This is a genomic window from Mesorhizobium sp. M4B.F.Ca.ET.214.01.1.1 (genome assembly GCF_004791545.1).
Taxonomy (GTDB): Bacteria; Pseudomonadota; Alphaproteobacteria; order Rhizobiales; family Rhizobiaceae; genus Mesorhizobium; species Mesorhizobium abyssinicae.
Genome location: NZ_SRUX01000004.1, coordinates 81,241 through 98,115, shown reverse-complemented (window position 1 = coordinate 98,115; position 16,875 = coordinate 81,241). Strand labels below are relative to the sequence as shown.

Sequence of the window (16,875 nt, the reverse complement as noted above, 5' to 3'; positions counted from 1 at the left end):
TGGGTTGGCACGCGCACAAAATGCAAAATCTTTGCGCAAACCCACCGGACACCAGGCCGATGCACCGACGACATCGCTAGGGCGAAAGCGAGCATTACCTCGTTCGCAAGTCTATTGGGCGACTTGCGACACGGCTGACATCAGTTCCTGCGGGCTTGGCGCCCCAAACATGTGTCGCCCACCCTCTGGAACCTCGGTGAAGCTCCAGCGGACAATGCCCTGCCGGTCCAGCAGGAACTGACCTATCAGTTGTCCGTGTCCGGTCGCCATCATCTGCTCGTCGGCTTCGGTCACTTCGTACTGGTCCTTGTTGTTGAGGATTTCGCTGGCCGAAAAAGGATCCATTGGACCGGGCAACTCGCCCGGTACGTTGACCCGCATATCCTTTGCCGCTGCGATCGAGACCTTGTAGGGCCAATTCGTCTCGTCTTCGGTGAATTCGAGATTGGGCAGGCCAAAAGCGCGATGTGAAGCACGTTCAGGGTCGGAGGCCGCAAGCAGGTTCGGCATCGGGTGGTAGCGGAAATAGAGACGCGCCCGTTCGATGGGCGTGTTGACCACCGTCAGGCTCCCCACGCCCTTTTCGCGCAGTTCCGGATCGAGCCGCGCCTGGGCGGCGATATGGCGCCGGCAAAACGCGCAGTGCAGACCTCGAAACAGGCCGACCAGCACCGGTTTTTGGCCGCGAAAGTCGTCAAGCGCAATCTTGCCCTCGTGGGTGATGGCGTCGAGTATCACGTTCGGCGCACGGTCGCCCGGCTGAAGCGGTATCAAGTCAATGCGCGCTGACATTCCAACCTCCCACCCCGGCTAGTCGAGAAAAGGCAGCACCACAAGCCCTTCCGGGTCGAGCCCGTGCTGGGCGCATATACCCTGCGCCAGGGAAAAGTAGCGTTCGGCCTCGGCCAGATTGTCGAGGTCGAGATTAAGCGTTGCGAGACCATCATAGCACGGAAACAGCAGTTGCGGTTCGCCCGTTTCGCGGGCTACCCCCAGTGCTTCGTGGAACAAGCCAACCGCCAGTTCCGGACGGCCGTTGCACTGGTGGATCTGCCCTAGCACGATTAACGGCACCGACAGGTGCTCGCGCTGGTCGAGCGCCCGGTCGATCTCGATGGCCTTCTCGGCGGCAGGCACGCCCTCCGTTGGACAGCGATCCGTGAAAGTACAGCAAGCGACCGCCAGATTGGCGAGGAGGCGCGCCTGGAAGCCCAAATCACCAATATGGCGCGCCACTTCGAGGCCACGCCGACAGACCTCCATCGCCTTTGTCGGATCGATGGTTGTGTAAAGCACGCCGAGATTGGTGTAGCCGCGGCAAGCCGTGCCCAGCAGGCCGGCGGCTTCGGCCAATTCAATGCTACGCTCTACCTGGCTAACGGCTTCGCGGTCTCGCCCAAGACGAGCCAAGGCGACAGCCTTGGTGTTGAGTGCCTCGGCGGTCACAAGGGTGGCATCGCGCCCTACCTCGGAGACATGCTCGGTTGTCAGAGTTCCGACGCAATCCAGCGCCGCGTCTGCCCATTTCGCCGCGAGGGCGTGATCTCCGCTACGGAACGCCTGTCGGCCACGTTCTTGCCAGAGATGCGCCTGCTCGACCGGAGCATCCGCGCCATCGAGGAGCGCTGCCGCTTCGGCATAGCGGGATACTGCGTTGTCCCGCTTGCCGACGTCCCAGAGCAGCCGACCGATCTTACGCAAAACCCGCGCCGAAGCGACACGATCGGCGGACGCGCGATATGCCTGCAGCACCGTCTCGTAGTGCTGGTGCGCGACGTCGCGACGGCCTAACGGGCCGCTCAGATCGGCGACGCGCTCTGCGATTGCCAGTTTGAGCGGTGTTTGCCCTATTTCGCCCAATGCAGTCAGTGCTCGCTCGTAGAAACGAAGGGCGTCGTCGTTGGCGTATATCGTGCGAGCGCGATCCCCCGCCGCCTGCAGGTAATGCGCGCCCCTCTCCCGCTCGGCGCTCTGTGCGAAATGATGACCGAGCGCGGTCAGATCCTCGAGCCGTTCCGGCTTGTCGCCGCACAGTTGCTCCAAGGCTGTACCGACCCGCCCGTGGATATCGGTCCGGCGTTGCAGGAGCAGGTTCTGGTAGATCACGTCCTGCAGCAATGTTTGCGTAAAGCGATAGCTTTGCGACGAGACCGATCCTGATCCGACAACTTCCTCGATGATTTCCGCATCGCAAAGCAGTTCGCAGCCCGCTTCCAGGCGGCCGGGGTCGGCTGTCACGGCTTTCAGAAGTGTGGCATCGAAGCGCGGGCCGATCACCGCGGCTTCCTGGGCCAACCGGCGCACCTCCGGGGGCAGCCGGTCGACGCGGGCAAGCAGCATTGCCTGGATAGTGGCGGGAATGCCGGTTGCGACTTCGCCTGCCACAGTCCGCCATCGCTGGCCCTCGCGCACCAGGACACCGCGATCGATAAGACCGCGAACGATCTCCTCTACAAACAGGGGGTTGCCGCCCGCACGCTCGAGGATCTGGTCGAGAAGTCCGCCTGCCGAGCTCACCCAGCTCTCGCCGAAAAGCGCCGCCAGCAATCCGCGTCCGTCATCGCTGTTGAGCGGCGAAAGCCGGAGCGCTGTGTGACTGACCCGACTTGAGTCGAGCTGGTCGTTGTCCGGCGCCGGACGATGCGTGACCAGCAACATCAACCGCGTGCGTTCCAACTTATCCATCACGAAACGCAGTGCCTCGAGCGAAGCGGCGTCGGCCCAGTGCAGGTCTTCAACGACAATCAGCAGCGGCGACAAGGCAAGCCGCCGTTCGATGATTGTGCGGACTGCGTAGAGAATTTGCCGCCGCAGCTGCTCGGGCTCGACATGCTGCAGGGTGGCATCGGGGTCGCCAAGGCCAAGCACATGGTAGAGCAAAGGCATCAGCCGCTTCGCCTCCTCGCCCTGCAGGCCGAGATCGGTAAGCAAGGCTGCGAGCTTCTCCCGCATTTCGTCGCCATTGTCGTTTTGCATCATCCCGGCAGCGCTGCGCACCACTGCGCCCAAGGCGCCGAATGATTGTTCGCCCAGCGGTGAGCACGTGGCCTGCCGCACGGCGACGTTGCGAAAACGATCCTCGTCGCCGACGCGGGCGACGAACTCCTTCACCAGCCGCGATTTCCCGATACCGGCTTCTCCGACGAGGCGGACAAGCTGGGCCGAGCCGCCGCACGCCTGGTCAAGGCTCGCCAGCATTCTATTGAGCTCGGCACCGCGACCTATTAGAGGCGCACCGAGGCCGAGCGCCTCGAGCCCACGCGCTGCACGCGGCGCCGCAAGCGGTGCGTCCAGTCGATGGACGAGCACACTGCCAGCCTTGCCGCGAAGCACGACGTCGCCCAGCGACTCGTAAGAGAAGGCATGCCGGGTCAGCCTGTGGGTGAGCTCGCCTACCAGCACCTCGCCCGGTGCGGCCAGCGATTGCAGCCGTTGCGCCGTATTCACTGTGTCGCCGGTCACCGAATAGGATTTGGCGGCGCCGATGCCCAATCCTCCGGTAACGACCGGACCAGTGTTTATGCCGATGTGGAGCAGCAGAGGCGAGCCGGAACGGGGGGCGCTTTCGCCGAGCCGCGCCGTCCTGGCGATCATGTCGAGAGCGGCGCGAAGCGCGCGTTCCGGATCGTCCTCATGCGCGACCGGTGCGCCGAACAAAGCCAGCAGTGCATCGCCGATGAATTTGTCGACGAAACCACCGAAGCTTCGCACGGCCGCCGTCAATTCCTTGAACAGTTCGTTCTGCAGCGTCTGCATGACCTCGGGGTCGAGCTGCTCGCTGAGTGTCGTGAAGCCGCAAAGGTCGGCGAACAGGACCGTTACCGTCCGGCGATCGGCGTCAGAGACGGGATGCAGCTGTTCTTCGCTCTCGACCTTCGCAGGCTGCGACGCAGGTCGAGAAGGCGGCTCAAGGGTTCGGCTTGGTGTCGGAGCAGGCCGTTCGACCGGCTTTGCCGGCGCGCCGAGGCTTGTCCCGCATTTCGGACAGAACTCGAAATCCGGTGCGCAGAGGTAGCCGCAACTGCCGCATGGCACGGGCTGGCGCCTGCCACACTTCGGACAGAAAGCGAAACCGCTTTCAACCTCGAAACCGCAGCCTGAGCAGTCCATGGAGCAAGACCTCACTCGCGGCCGTGGCGGCGTGATCTCGCCAAGCGCTTCACGGCCACGGTATTCACAAGCATGAACCGATAGAAGCCGACCAGCAAGCGGCAGCGCAAATGGGCATCGAACGACCCGTGCGTCCGGCGGCAGAGCGCTGCCGACTCCGGCAGCTGTGTCGCCGTCTTTTGCGAAAGTTCCCTCTTGCCCTGCGTCTTCCTGCTATCGTGGAGACGAGGAGACGGACCATGAGCGAGAATCGTAAGCTAGCGGCAATCCTGGCGGCAGATGTGGTCGGATATAGCCGGCTCGCGAGCGCTGACGAAGATCTTACCTTGGCGAGATTGCGGACACTGCGCAGCGACCTGATCGATCCCACCATCGCGGTGCACAACGGGCGGGTGATCAAGCGCACCGGGGATGGGGCGCTGGTTGAGTTCCGCAGCGTGGTGGATGCCGTGCGCTGCGCCGTCGAGGTTCAGAATGGCATGGTCGAGCGCAATGCCGGCGTGCCGCAGGACCGCCGCATCGAGTTCAGGATCGGCATCCATCTGGGGGATGTGGTGGAAGAAAGCGACGGCGACCTGATGGGCGACGGCGTCAACATCGCTTCGCGTTTGGAAGGCGTCGCGTCGCCCGGCGCCATCTGCCTGTCCGAGGATGCCTATCGCCAGGTCAAGGCGAGGCTCGACCTCTCAGTCAGCGATCTCGGGAGCACGCAGCTCAAGAACATCGCCGAGCCGATCCGGGTCTATTCGCTGCAAGTCGGCAGCGCCGCGACCAAGGCGGCCGCGGCCCCGGAAACCGCGACGGGCCGGCCGGCGACGGCAGCGCCGCCGAAGCTGTCGATCGCCGTCCTGCCCTTCGCCAACATGAGCGGGGACACCGAACAGGACTACTTCGCCGACGGCATCTCCGAGGACATCATCACGGCGCTGTCCAAACTGTCGCAGCTCTTCGTCATCGCCCGCAATTCGTCGTTCACGTTCAAGGGCCAGAACGTCCATGTGCAGGACGTGGGTGCGAAGCTCGGCGTGCGGCATGTGCTTGAGGGCAGCGTACGCAAGTCGGGGAACAGGGTGCGCATCACCGCGCAGCTCATCGATGCAACCACGGGCGGCCATCTTTGGGCGGAGCGGTTCGACCGCGACCTGACCGACATATTCGCCGTGCAGGACGACGTGACGCAGCAGATCGTCGGAGCGCTGGCGCTCAATCTGACCGAGGGTGACCGTCAGCGGCTGGCGCCCGAGCACTCGCGCAACACTGAGGCGTATGACTATTTCATGCGGGGCCGGGAACTCTGGCACCAGCTGACGAAGGAGACGAACCTCGCAGCCCGCAACCTCTTGCAACGTGCCATCGAACTGGACCCGGCGTTTGCCTCTGCCCACGCTTTCCTCGCGCTCACGCACGGGCTCGATTACCTGAACAGATGGAGCGCGTCGCCGCCGGAATCGATGGCGCAAGCGGAAGAGGCAGCAATGCGAGCGGTAACGCTGGATGACAGCGATCCCTGGGCGCACTGGGCGCTGGCTATAACCAAGCTGTACACACGACGGCACGATGGCGCCATCAACGAGGCCGAGCGCGCGTTAGCCCTCAATCCGAACTTCGCCGAAGGGCACGTCATCCTCGGCGAGGCGCTGCACTATTCGGGCAGATCCGAGGAGGCCCTCGAGAGTTTCGCCCGAGGGAAGACCTTGAATCCATACTTTCCGGACGTGCTTCTGCACTTCCAGGCCTTGGCGCAGTTTCAACTTGGAAGGTACGAAGAGGCCATTGACCTTTTGATGCAACGGCTGGCGCGCAATGCCGTCACCGACGTCTCGCGCGCGCTTCTAGCCGCCTGCTACGGCCAGCTGGGCCGTTTCGCCGAGGCCCGCGCGGCATGGGAGGAAGTGCTTCGCGTCAATCCAGATTATTCGCTGGAATACCGTCGCAAAGTCATGCCCTACAAGAACCCTGCCGATTTCGAGCGCATGGTGGACGGGCTCCGCAAAGCCGGCATTGTGCAATGACAGGTGAGTGAGGTCAGGCCTTGAACTGCAGCCGATCCTTTTTGCCTGCCTCCAGTCCGCCCCGATCTTGACAGGGCAGTGCTGCCATCCGATGCCATCATCCGTTTTTCACATTCGCCGACTCTTGCCGAAGAAAACCAAAGCTCGATGATGCAGGAAATCGCCGGCTATGTTTCGGGACCCTCGTTCTCCCTTCGAACCAGGCGCGGGTAAGACGGCGTGGCACATAATCCCCTGGTTTCAATCGTCGTGCCCGCGCACAACGCGGAGGCGACGCTGGCGCGCGCGCTCGATTGCTTGCTCGATCAGGAAATAGCGGATTGGGAAGCGATCATCGTCGACGACGCCTCCACCGATCGCACCCCCGCTATCATCGCCGCTCAAATGGAGCGCGATGCCCGATTTCGAACGCTGAACTCTTCCGCCAATGGCCCCGCCGGCGCGCGCAACAGCGGGATTTCGACAGCGCGCGGCCAGTGGCTGATGTTTCTGGATGCCGACGATTGGGTGGATGCCAGCTTCCTCGCCAAAGTGCTGGCCGCACTAGAAACCGCTCCCGATGCGGTGGCCGCCTATTGCGGTTCCCGGCGCGTGATGCCCGACGGCGCGCTCACCCCGTCGACCATCTCGCCGGAGGTTGCGATCCAGCCCTTCGAAACATTCGCCCGCCAGTGCGCCGTCCGCACGCACGCGCTGCTGGTCGACCGGGAGACGATTGTCGGGCTGGGCGGTTTCGATGTCTCGCTGCGCACTTGCGAGGACTGGGATCTGTGGCAGCGTCTGGCACGCCTGGGCAAGAATTGGGTGATGGTCGACGAGCCGCTCGCCTTCCATCGGATCAGCCCCAACGCGCTTTATCGCAATTCGACGCAGATGGTGGCAGATGCGGAAATCGTGATCGCCCGCGGCTTTTCTCGCGATCCCAGGGTCAAACACCCGGCATCGGCTCACGCCAATGGAGCGATCGAGGCCAACGGCGGCACCGCTGCCGAAGCCCTCGCGTGGTTCGCGTTGTGGAACGCCGCGTCGGATTGCGGCCGCGGCTCGCGCCCGATCAACCTACAGTCCCTGCGCGCGCTCCCGGTAGCGCGCAAGTGGGTGCGCAAGGCCGTTAGGGTGGTCTTTGATGGCCTGATGGTTGGAAGCCTGTCGACGCCAGAGCAATTGGCTGCCAGGTGGGCCAGGTTCGGCGGCGCCGTCACCGAGTTGATCGTCGAACTCGGCAAGGTCTGGGGCGATCCCGCAGCGGCGCGCCGCGCCCAGTATCAGCTTGAGCAAATGCTTCTCGACATCGACGACCTTGCCGCGCCGCGCCGACTGGCGCGGACACTTGGAATTCGCGTCGACGTTCGAAACCCGGCCTCTGTCGAACTTCCGGAAGGAATCGATCAGATCTACGCCTGTCTGATGATGGACGGCCAGATCGAGGCGCGCGTGCAGTTCGGCGCACTCGGGACCGTGACAAGACGTCATTGGATTGAATTGGCGCCGAATTTCGTGCCCCCTGAGCGGCCAGTACGCCGGACGGGTCGGGACAGCCACTTCGGCAAACTCGCGCAATTGACCGCGCAGGCGCGGGAGCTGGCTGCCTCGAGCGCCGACGCTACGGAGGCTCTTCCAGCGTCGCGCCGCGCACGGGCAGCCGATGGTCGCGACAAGGATCGCACGTCGTTCTGGAATCGCCATTTCGCGACCGAGGATCCCTGGAACTACAGTTCGTCCTATGAGCAGGAGAAATATGAGCGGCAGCTCGAAATTCTGCCTGCCGGTCGCATCGGACGGGCGCTTGAGCTGGCCTGCGCGGAGGGTCACTTCACGCGGCAGCTGGCGCCGCGAGTGGCCCATCTGACCGCAACTGATATCTCCGCCGTAGCCATCGAGCGGGCACGCGCGCGCGGCGGCGATCAGCCGAATGTCGAGTACGGCGTGTTGGATTTCATGGCGGATACGCTGCCGGATGAAATGGATCTGATCTTCTGTTCGGAAGTGCTCTACTACCTGGATGATCTCGCCGAGTTGCAACGCTTCGCCAACAAGGTCGTCGAGGCGTTGGCGCCTGGCGGCAGGCTCATCACCGCACACGCATTCGTGCTGCGCGACAATCCTGAGAGAACGGGCTTCGATTGGAACACATTCGGTGCACAAGCGATCTCGGAGACGCTGGCAGGGACCGAAGGCCTCGTCCTCGAGCAATCGATCCAGACGGAGCTCTATCGCATAGACCGCTTTCGCCGCCTGTCGCCTGGCGACGTGGCGGCGGAACCAAAGATTGATTGTGTGCCGATCCGCGCGCGCATCGAGATGGGGGTCGCGCGAAAAATCGTCTGGGGCGGGGCGCAGGCCTTGCGCCGCGACGTCGCACGCAGCGAGCGGCGGGAGCGTATGCCGGTCCTTATGTATCATTCCGTTGCCGAAGACGGTCCGGCCGCGCTCGCCCGTTTTCGGTGCACGCCCGCCCTATTCGGCAGCCAGATGGCATGGCTGCGCGCCAACGGTTTTCACGCGATTGCGCCCGAGCAGCTGGAATGGTCCATCGCCAACCGTCAGCCTTTCGTTGGCCGCCCGGTGCTCATCACCTTCGATGACGGTTTTCAGAACTTTGCCGACCATGCCTGGCCGATCTTGCGTGCGAGCGACCTGACCGCGGAAGTGTTCCTGGTGACGGACCTGGTTGGCAAGAGTGCAGAGTGGGACGCCCACAACGGTCCGCCGGCGCAGCTTATGGATGCCGGGACGGTGCGACGCCTCGCCGGCGAAGGTGCGTTCTTCGGCAGCCATATGGCGACGCATCGTGCAATCGATGGCCTGTCGACCGCTGACCTGGCCGCCGAGCTCTTGCGCTCGCGTATGTTCATCGAACGGTGGACCGGTCGGCCAACCACGGCGTTCGCGGCACCCTTCTCAGTCACCGACCGGCGACTTGGCCGGCTGCTCAGGGAGTGCGGCTATCGGATCGGCTTCGGCGGCAGACATGGGCCGGCGGGCCTCGATGGCGATCCCATCGACCTTCCGCGCATCGAGATTCGCGGCGATCGTTCGCTCGATGACTTTGTTGCCATTCTTGAGGCGGTGCTCGAATGAAGTGGCCGGAAGTTCACCGATGGTCGCCATCGCTTGCGGTTACGCACTGGAAAATCAGCTTGAAATAAAGCCTGAGGGGCTCAGGTCGCCTTGATCGCTGCCTTGCCGATCTTGCGCCATCGGGCGTTTTCGCGAACCAGTTTCAGGTCGTCGGTCGTCTGGGCAAATGTCCGCAATCGATACTGCCGAAGCAGGTCCGGGAAGAGCGCCCCTTCCGGCAAGCCTGCGAGCTGCTCACGGACCGAGGTCTTTTCATCGATGACCCGCATCCCCCAGGCATTTTCCCGAACCTGCAGCTCCGCTGCCAGATCGCGCTCTTCCGGCACGTTTTCATCTAGCACAGCCAACAGGATCGAGTGGAAAAGCGCTACATAGCCAATCTGTCTCAGGCCGCCCACTACCCGCACCCGCGGCAATATTGCAAGGACGAGGAACATCAGGAACAGGTTCGGCAGCAGCACGCCGTCCAGCAGCGCCTGCCTCAGCTGCACCCGCTCGAACGGGATGGAAAGACCTTGCGGCCTGTCAGGCTCGATCAGGTGCCCGTCCTTCAGCACGAGCTTGCGTACGCGCTGCTCGCGGATACCCCAGAAATAGTCCGTGGCATTGGGCAGGAATCTGCCGAATGGTCCCGATGCGGCCTCTTGCAGGGCATGTTCGAGACGCTGGCGTCTTGCGGGCTCGATGAGTAGCCTGGAAAGAAGGCTGCCGTCATGTTCCAGATGCCGCGCCATGGCAGAAGCGGCGAGCCGGTCATCGATGAAAACCGGCCGGGCCATGCCGGAACGATCCCAATCTGCGACCAGATCCTCGTTGAGCGCTGTCAGCGCATCGGCGGCGGTTCCGAACACCTTGTCCTGGCTGGCAAGCAGCGTACCAAGCCAGCGGCTGGCATCGGTTTCATCGCCCACCGCTTCGAGCGCGCGCTTGTTGAGGGAAACGGGACCCGCCGCGCAGGCGCTTTTGCGGCACAGTTTGTGGCGGCCCATGCCAAACAGGTTGACCTTGTCGTCGCCGACATCGAGCCATCCAGGCCCCTCCCGGCCAATTGTCTCCATGGTCATCGTCGTTCCCATGAAAGCAACGAAGGCCGACAGCCCGTTTTCGATCGCGCCGAACCAGGCAAGCAGGAGGGCGTCAAAGGTGATCCGGTCCATCAGAAGCAGGCAATGCAGGCCGGACTGGATCACCGGTCTGTGCTCGAACTCTTCGAGAGCCTTGCCGATCTCCTCAGGCTGGATGACGACACTGAGGCGCTGCTGCAGGACTTCGCGCAGGATCGAGCGGGCAGTGATCGCCGGGCCCGATGCAGGCCTTGCCACGGGCCGCCACAGATGGCGGGCGTAATCGGAAACCGGTGCATTCCAGTTCTGCTCGATGTCACGCACGACTTCCGGGCAGAGCAGCGACAGCACCGCCAGAATTTCCGCCGGAGGCGCAGGGGTTGGATCAAAGACGGCGGTCATTGGCCCCGTCTAGCCGCTTGCGGTGAAAACGCCAAGGGAGACCAGACAGCCAAAACCATGCAGCCGATCTTAGAATCGCAGCCGGGCCATGCTGAGGAGGTCATGGTACTGCCCGTCGGTGAAACCGGCCTTCACATGCCGACCTTCGACCTCGAAGCCGTGGCCAGAGTAGAGACGGATGGCCGGTTCGTTGTCGGCATAGACGGTCAATTCGACCCGTTTCAGGGCCCGCCAGTTGTCGGCCACGTCGAGTAGCGCGCCAAGTATGGCAGAGCCGATGCCCTTGCCGACAAGGGCATCGTCGACGCCGATGTTGATCTGGCCGATATGCGAACGGCGCGGCGAACCCTGCACCACCAAGTTGCCATGGCCGACGACCTTGCCGTCCAACTCCGCAACGATCCAGGTGGTTTCCTGACCGGACTTGGCGATGCGCCGCTCCACCTGCTCCACCCGCTCGAAGGGCATCCTGAACGTGCCCCAGCGAAAGCCCGGCATGTTGAAGATCGCGCAAAGCGCCTCCGCATCGCTTGGCCGGACGGGTCGGAGCTGCGGCTGGATTTTCTCGGAGGATGGCGAAGTCGTGCTGCTCATGGCGTTCCTGGCTAGAGCAATTCCAGGAAAAGTGTAAAGCGGTTTTCCGCCTGGAATTGCGTCAGAACAAAGAGATAGAGCAGTTCGCCGTTTCCTTTGAAACGGTGAAATGCTCCAAGGCAATCGGCACGGCACGATGCACCGGACACGACCTGAAAATCCAGCCGTCTTCGCAACCTATGACGCCGATTGCGAGTCAAAATATCGCGAGGCGGCGTAGAGTTTGAAGGCGCCGCTGATGCCGATCCAGGCGAAAAGAGCGAGCCAGCACAATGTGCCGGTCGCCGTCCAGTCGATCCGGTGCACCGCAGCGTCGGTGATGACGAGGCCAAGGATGGCAAGCAGGCCAACGAGAAACTGCGCCAAGCCTAGCACCAGCAGTTCCTCGCGCGGCGCGCTCCTCCAGACGAGACATGTGCCGCCCGCGCCGGCGAGGAAGATGGCGCTGTAGACTTGAGCATGGAAGGCATCGACCGGCCATGGCCAGATGCTGCTGAATGTCAGGGGAAACAGCAACAGGCCGAGGCCATAGAGCCCGAGGATCGCCGATTCCACAGGCAGGTAGCGGCGCCATGCGGGATTCAAGGTCACCCCTTTTGCAGGGGGACGGGTCCTGGCCCGCCACAGGAACAGCCCGGATACCACGACCGAGGCAAGATAGACCAAGAACCAGAGCCAGGGCGCTTTGCGCTCGAAGTTGAAATAGCCGAGATTGATGAACGAAGCCGCCGACACGATGACGGTGAAGATGAAGGCCATGACCAATACGAGCCTGCCGGGCGACCATCGATTCCACAACAGCAGCGCCGCCATCACGACCATTTCGGAGGTGTAGAAGCCGCCGAGGAAGCGGGCATTGAACGGCGTGACGGCCCAGGGCCAGCGCGGCTTGACCAGCACAGGCGCGAAAAACAGGCCGGCGCCGACGATCAGGACGATAATGACCATCGCGGAGAAGAGGCGCAGGCCCGCGGGAAACGGCGGGTTGTCGGATGTCGGCATGGGAGAGCCCCAAAGATGAATGCCCATGGACCATCATAGTGCCGCATGCGGCCGGTGAAAATCGGCCGAATGAAGATTGGACTGTCGCTTGTCTATTCGAATGGCCGTACTGTACGTTTCGACGTAAAAGGGAGCAGTCGGACCAAAGACGGTCCGGCCAACACGCCTCGGGTTGCATTTTCCGGAGCCTGCACGATGAACGAAGCTCAGGATCTGTTCTCGCTTCTGCGGCAATCTACCGATGTCGACCCACTGGCAATCGACGCGATCAAGCGAACCATCGCGGAGGGCAAGGACCGCGAACTTTGCCGCATCAACGCGCCAGCCTTCGCCAGCAAGCATGGCCTGGACGAGGAGCGCACCATCAGCGCCTTTCTGCATGCGGCGCGGGTGGGAATCTTCGATGTTTCCTGGAATGTCCTGTGCCCCGGCTGCGGCGGCGTGCTCGACACCAACGCCACGCTGAAAACCCTGCAGAAGGACGAATACACCTGCGCGCTGTGCTCTCAGGGCTATTCGCCGACCCTCGACGAGATGGTCGAGGTGACATTTACCGTCAGTCCCCGCATACGCAGGATTGCCGCCCATAATCCACACGACCTGCCGATGGTGGAATATTTCCGCCAGATCTACTGGGCGTCCGGCGTCGATGTACCGGATGAGGATTTCGCGAAAAAGCTGGAATCGTTCTCGCTGGAGGATATCGAGCTTGCGCCCGGTGAGAAGGCGGTTCTGCCCATACAGCTTCCCTCCGAATTCATCATCGTCTTCGAGCCGGTCACCCATTCAGCGCAATTCATCGACGTGAAGGGCGAACCAACAAAGGAGCGCCGAAGCCTCTCTCTGGTCTTCGACCGCGACCATGTCCAGAACCAGACACTGGAGATGCAGCCTGGGCCGTTGCGCATTTCGCTGGAAAACCGGACCGACACCCGCGTGCTGCCGGCGGTCTTCATCGCCGGCGAGGCATTGCATGATTTCCTGGGCAAGCGTCGGCCATTCCTCACCGCCAAGCGCCTGCTCACCAACCAGACGTTCCGCGATCTCTACCGCGCGGATACGCTCGACATCGACCAGCGCCTGAAGATCACCAGCCTGACCTTCCTGTTCACCGACCTGCGCGGATCGACCGCGCTTTACGAGCGGGTGGGCGACCTTGCGGCCTTCGATCTCGTGCGCGCGCATTTCCAGGTTCTGCACGAGATCGTCGCGGCGGAGGCCGGCGCGGTGGTGAAGACGATCGGTGATGCGGTGATGGCAACCTTCGCGACGCCTGACCGAGCGATTGCCGCGGCCCTCAGGATGCGCGATGCCATGCGTGAGCTCAACGACACGAGCGGGCGCGAGGATCTGCTGCTCAAGATCGGCGTCCATGCCGGCCCCTGCATCGCCGTGTCTTTGAACGAGCGACAGGACTATTTCGGCCAGACGGTCAACATTGCTTCACGGGTGCAGAACCTTGCAAACACACAGGCGATCTTCGCCACTCGCGCGGTGGTCGACGACAATCTCACCGCCGATCTGTTGCACAGGAACGCCCTCACACCCGTACCCCACGAGGTCTCGCTGCGCGGCATTGAGCGAGAGATAGCAGTGTACACGATCCCTTGAAGACGAGAGCAATTCCAGGAAAGGCGTGAGCGGTTAGGCTCGGCGACTTCGCCGTAGCCTTCCGTCCGGAATTTGCGTCAAAACAAAGAGATAGAGCGGTTCGCCGTTCCTTTGAAACGGTGAAACGCTCTTAGATCGTCCCGGCCCTCACACGCGCCTACAGATATAATAGCGATCGGCGGGCACCGAAGGTGGCGGCGCGAGGCGCTCCAATTGCGGGTGATCGAGCGGCGTGCCGCTGACCGCGATGCCGCCGACGCGGAGCAGGCGCGCGATCAGATCGGGAAGCCAGGTAGCGGTCACTGCATCGCGATCTTCATAGCCGGTGCCGATGTCGGCATGAACGAGAGCGGCGTCGATGCCGATGAACCTGCTCGCCGTCTCGCGTATTTCGCCGAGCACGAGGTTTTCAGCCTCGGGAATTGAGCTGGCGTGCGCGGCCAGTGCGCGATCGAACGCCACGATCCGGCGTCCGGGCAGGCGCTCGCGCAGATGGTGGAACGTCCGGCCATTGCCGAGGCCGAGCTCGAGCACGGGGCCCTCGATCTTCGCCACTTCCGCGCAGACTTGATCGAGAATGTCGCGTTGTGCGGTCAGCCTGCGGATGAAGCTCTCGAGGCGAGACATATGCGTTTTTGTGTCCTGAACCAGCTCAAGAGATCGGCAATTGCCAGCGAACAGATCGGTTCGCGGGTGGAACCCCCGATCGAGCCTCGCCGCATATAGAGGCCAACGATCAGCACCGCAACAACCGAACAGGCTGCCAACAAGGATCTTACCGGGCGGAGCCGGCGGCCCGGCGCGCCGCGGAACAGCAATGTCACTTGTAGGGGTCTGCGGCGTCGCGCAAGCCGTCGCCGAGGAAGTTGAAGGCCAGGATGACGAGAATGACGGGGAGCATCGGCAAAAGCAGCCATGGATAGAACGCGATCACGCTGACGCTGCGCGCCTCGGTGAGCAGGATGCCCCAACTGGTTATCGGCGCCCTGAGGCCGAGCCCGAGGAAGCTAAGCGCCGTCTCGCCCAGGATCATACCGGGTATGGAGATCGTCGCCGTCGCGATCAGGTGCGACATGAAGCCGGGAATGAGGTGCCGCCGGATGATGCGGCTGCTGCTGGCGCCCATCAATTGCGCGGCCAGTACATAATCCTCCTCGCGCAAGGCCAGAAGCTTCGAGCGCACCGCCCGCGCCAGTCCGGTCCAGTCGAGCAGCCCGAGGATGACCGTGATGCCGAAATAGATCAGGATCGGACTCCAGGTTATCGGCATGATCGCCGCCAGAGCCAGCCATAGCGGGATGCTGGGGATCGATTGCAGAACTTCGATTATCCGTTGAACGATCAGGTCGAAGATGCCGCCGTGATAGCCGGCCAATCCTCCGATGACTATGCCGAGCAGGAAGCTGAAACTGATGCCGACGAGGCCGATCGTCATTGAAATGCGTGCGCCATAGATGATGCGCGAGAACACATCGCGCCCCAGCCTGTCAGTGCCGGCCAGGAAGAGCTGGCCGTTTTCGGCAGGGCAGACAAAATGCCTGTCACCTTCGAACAGGCCCCAGAACCGGTAACTGTCGCCCTTGCAGAAGAAGCGAATACGCTGAACATCGTCCTGCTTATCGACGTAGTTCCGCTTGAGCGTGTCCATATCCAGCGTCATCCGGCGGCCATAGACGAACGGCCCGACGAACTGGCCGTCGTGGAACAGGTGAACCCGCTGCGGCGGCGAATAGATGTAGTCCATGTTGCGCGTATGGAGATTGTAGGGCGCCAGGAACTCGCAGATCAGTATCCCGAAATAGAGCACTGCCAGGAACAGGCCGGATACAAGGGCAAGCCGGTGCCGTCGGAATTTCCACCACATCAGCCGCAACTGCGACGCCTGAAAGACCTTCGACTGCTCCGGCGTCATCGCCTCGACCGACTGCAGGTCGAAGGGCGCGATGGAAACGTAGTGTTGCAGTGGGGCACCCGGAGCTGGCAGCGGCGTTTGCGTGTTCATTTGGTGCTGCCGCCCTGCAAACGAATTCGTGGATCAAGCAGCGCAAGCGCCAGGTCGGAAATCAGGACGCCGATGACCGTGAGGAAGGCGAGGAACATCAGGAACGACCCTGCCAGATACATGTCCTGGCTTTGCAGCGCCTTGATCAGCATCGGCCCGGTCGTTTCCAAAGACAGCACGATCGCGGTAATTTCGGCGCCGGAGATGATGGCCGGCAGGATAGAGCCGATGTCTGAAATGAAGAAATTGAGCGCCATGCGCAGCGGATATTTGATCAGCGCCTTGAAGGGATGAAGGCCTTTGGCGCGCGCGGTCACGACATATTGCTTGTGAAGCTCATCGAGCAGATTGGCGCGCAGCCGCCGGATCATGCTTGCCGTGCCCCCGGTGCCGATGATCAAGACCGGGATCCAGAGATGGGCGAGGATAGACTTCGCCTTGGCCCAACTCATCGGCTCGCTGAGATATTGCTGGTCCATGAGATGGCCGATGGACGTGCCGAACCAGATGTTGGCGAAATACATCAGGATCAGTGCCAGCATGAAATTCGGGATGGCAAGGCCGAGAAGGCCGAAGAAAGTCAGGCCGTAATCGCCCCAGCTATATTGATGCGTGGCGGAGTAAATGCCGATCGGAAAGGCGATGAGCCAGGTGAAGATGATCGTGACGAAGGACACCAACACGGTCAGCCACATTCGGTCCCCGACGACGTCGCGAACCGGCAGCTCATATTCGAAGGAATAGCCGAAATCGCCGTGCAGCATCCCGCCGACCCAGTAGAAATAGCGAATGACCGGCGGCTTGTCGAAACCATAGTCCTTCCGCATCATCTCGATGCGATCGGAATCCACCGCTTCGCCCTGAGCCCGAAGCTCGGCGACATAGCTGTCGAAATAGTCGCCTGGGGGAAGTTCGATGATCGTGAACACAAGCGCCGATATGATCAGCAGCGTTGGAACCATCACGGCAATGCGCCAGACAATGTATCGAAGCACGC

General features: G+C 62.4%; 11 protein-coding genes. 3 read left to right on the top strand and 8 right to left on the bottom strand.

Going from position 1 to position 16,875, the window contains the following annotated elements; genetic code table 11:
- Window positions 1-111: 111 nt before the first annotated feature.
- Both EN857_RS09745 and EN857_RS09740 read right to left on the bottom strand, forming a co-directional pair.
- On the bottom strand, window positions 112-792 hold the full coding sequence (locus tag EN857_RS09745; protein WP_127309698.1) for a redoxin domain-containing protein: 681 nt from the start codon (window positions 790-792) through the stop codon (window positions 112-114).
- Between the two features lie 18 nt (window positions 793-810).
- The gene (locus EN857_RS09740; protein ID WP_127309699.1) at window positions 811-4,110 is read right to left on the bottom strand and encodes an adenylate/guanylate cyclase domain-containing protein; all 3,300 of its coding nucleotides are present in this window, start codon (window positions 4,108-4,110) and stop codon (window positions 811-813) included.
- A 239-nt stretch (window positions 4,111-4,349) separates the two neighbouring features.
- Here EN857_RS09740 and EN857_RS09735 point away from each other — a divergent pair, with 239 nt between their 5' ends.
- Together EN857_RS09735 and EN857_RS09730 are read left to right on the top strand one after the other, a co-directional pair.
- Window positions 4,350-6,122, top strand: a complete 1,773-nt coding sequence (locus EN857_RS09735) for an adenylate/guanylate cyclase domain-containing protein (RefSeq protein ID WP_127309700.1) — start codon at window positions 4,350-4,352, stop codon at window positions 6,120-6,122.
- Between the two features lie 219 nt (window positions 6,123-6,341).
- Window positions 6,342-9,203, top strand: coding sequence for a glycosyltransferase (locus EN857_RS09730; protein WP_135858490.1), 2,862 nt, complete (start codon window positions 6,342-6,344; stop codon window positions 9,201-9,203).
- Between the two features lie 80 nt (window positions 9,204-9,283).
- Here EN857_RS09730 and EN857_RS09725 read toward each other — a convergent pair whose 3' ends face one another.
- The 3 genes from EN857_RS09725 to EN857_RS09715 form a co-directional block, all read right to left on the bottom strand.
- Window positions 9,284-10,669 (bottom strand): hypothetical protein, encoded by a 1,386-nt coding sequence (locus EN857_RS09725; protein WP_127309702.1) that lies wholly within the window; start codon window positions 10,667-10,669, stop codon window positions 9,284-9,286.
- A 69-nt stretch (window positions 10,670-10,738) separates the two neighbouring features.
- Window positions 10,739-11,263, bottom strand: a complete 525-nt coding sequence (locus EN857_RS09720; protein ID WP_127309703.1) for a GNAT family N-acetyltransferase — start codon at window positions 11,261-11,263, stop codon at window positions 10,739-10,741.
- 177 nt (window positions 11,264-11,440) lie between these two features.
- The gene (locus EN857_RS09715) at window positions 11,441-12,265 is read right to left on the bottom strand and encodes a hypothetical protein (RefSeq protein WP_135858488.1); all 825 of its coding nucleotides are present in this window, start codon (window positions 12,263-12,265) and stop codon (window positions 11,441-11,443) included.
- 195 nt (window positions 12,266-12,460) lie between these two features.
- On the opposite strand from EN857_RS09715, the gene EN857_RS09710 reads away from it, so the two are divergent.
- Window positions 12,461-13,876 carry an adenylate/guanylate cyclase domain-containing protein gene (locus EN857_RS09710; RefSeq protein WP_127310534.1) on the top strand — a complete coding sequence of 472 codons (1,416 nt, stop codon included), beginning with the start codon at window positions 12,461-12,463 and terminating at the stop codon, window positions 13,874-13,876.
- A 147-nt stretch (window positions 13,877-14,023) separates the two neighbouring features.
- On the opposite strand, the gene EN857_RS09705 is transcribed toward EN857_RS09710, so the two are convergent.
- From EN857_RS09705 to EN857_RS09695, 3 genes are all read right to left on the bottom strand, one after another.
- Entirely contained in the window at window positions 14,024-14,503 is a 480-nt protein-coding gene (locus tag EN857_RS09705) for a class I SAM-dependent methyltransferase (protein WP_127310535.1), read from the bottom strand.
- A 193-nt stretch (window positions 14,504-14,696) separates the two neighbouring features.
- Window positions 14,697-15,878 carry an ABC transporter permease gene (locus EN857_RS09700; protein ID WP_127285078.1) on the bottom strand — a complete coding sequence of 394 codons (1,182 nt, stop codon included), beginning with the start codon at window positions 15,876-15,878 and terminating at the stop codon, window positions 14,697-14,699.
- Window positions 15,875-16,873 (bottom strand): ABC transporter permease, encoded by a 999-nt coding sequence (locus EN857_RS09695; RefSeq protein WP_127285079.1) that lies wholly within the window; start codon window positions 16,871-16,873, stop codon window positions 15,875-15,877. Before EN857_RS09695 ends, EN857_RS09700 begins: the two co-directional genes overlap by 4 nt.
- Window positions 16,874-16,875 lie beyond the last annotated feature (2 nt).

Coding starts and splice junctions, on each gene's coding strand:
- EN857_RS09745 (WP_127309698.1), bottom strand. CDS start 792: ATGTCAGCGCGCATTGACTTGATACCGCTTCAGCCGGGCGACCGTGCG.
- EN857_RS09740 (WP_127309699.1), bottom strand. CDS start 4,110: ATGGACTGCTCAGGCTGCGGTTTCGAGGTTGAAAGCGGTTTCGCTTTC.
- EN857_RS09735 (WP_127309700.1), top strand. CDS start 4,350: ATGAGCGAGAATCGTAAGCTAGCGGCAATCCTGGCGGCAGATGTGGTC.
- EN857_RS09725 (WP_127309702.1), bottom strand. CDS start 10,669: ATGACCGCCGTCTTTGATCCAACCCCTGCGCCTCCGGCGGAAATTCTG.
- EN857_RS09720 (WP_127309703.1), bottom strand. CDS start 11,263: ATGAGCAGCACGACTTCGCCATCCTCCGAGAAAATCCAGCCGCAGCTC.
- EN857_RS09715 (WP_135858488.1), bottom strand. CDS start 12,265: ATGCCGACATCCGACAACCCGCCGTTTCCCGCGGGCCTGCGCCTCTTC.
- EN857_RS09710 (WP_127310534.1), top strand. CDS start 12,461: ATGAACGAAGCTCAGGATCTGTTCTCGCTTCTGCGGCAATCTACCGAT.
- EN857_RS09705 (WP_127310535.1), bottom strand. CDS start 14,503: ATGTCTCGCCTCGAGAGCTTCATCCGCAGGCTGACCGCACAACGCGAC.
- EN857_RS09700 (WP_127285078.1), bottom strand. CDS start 15,878: ATGAACACGCAAACGCCGCTGCCAGCTCCGGGTGCCCCACTGCAACAC.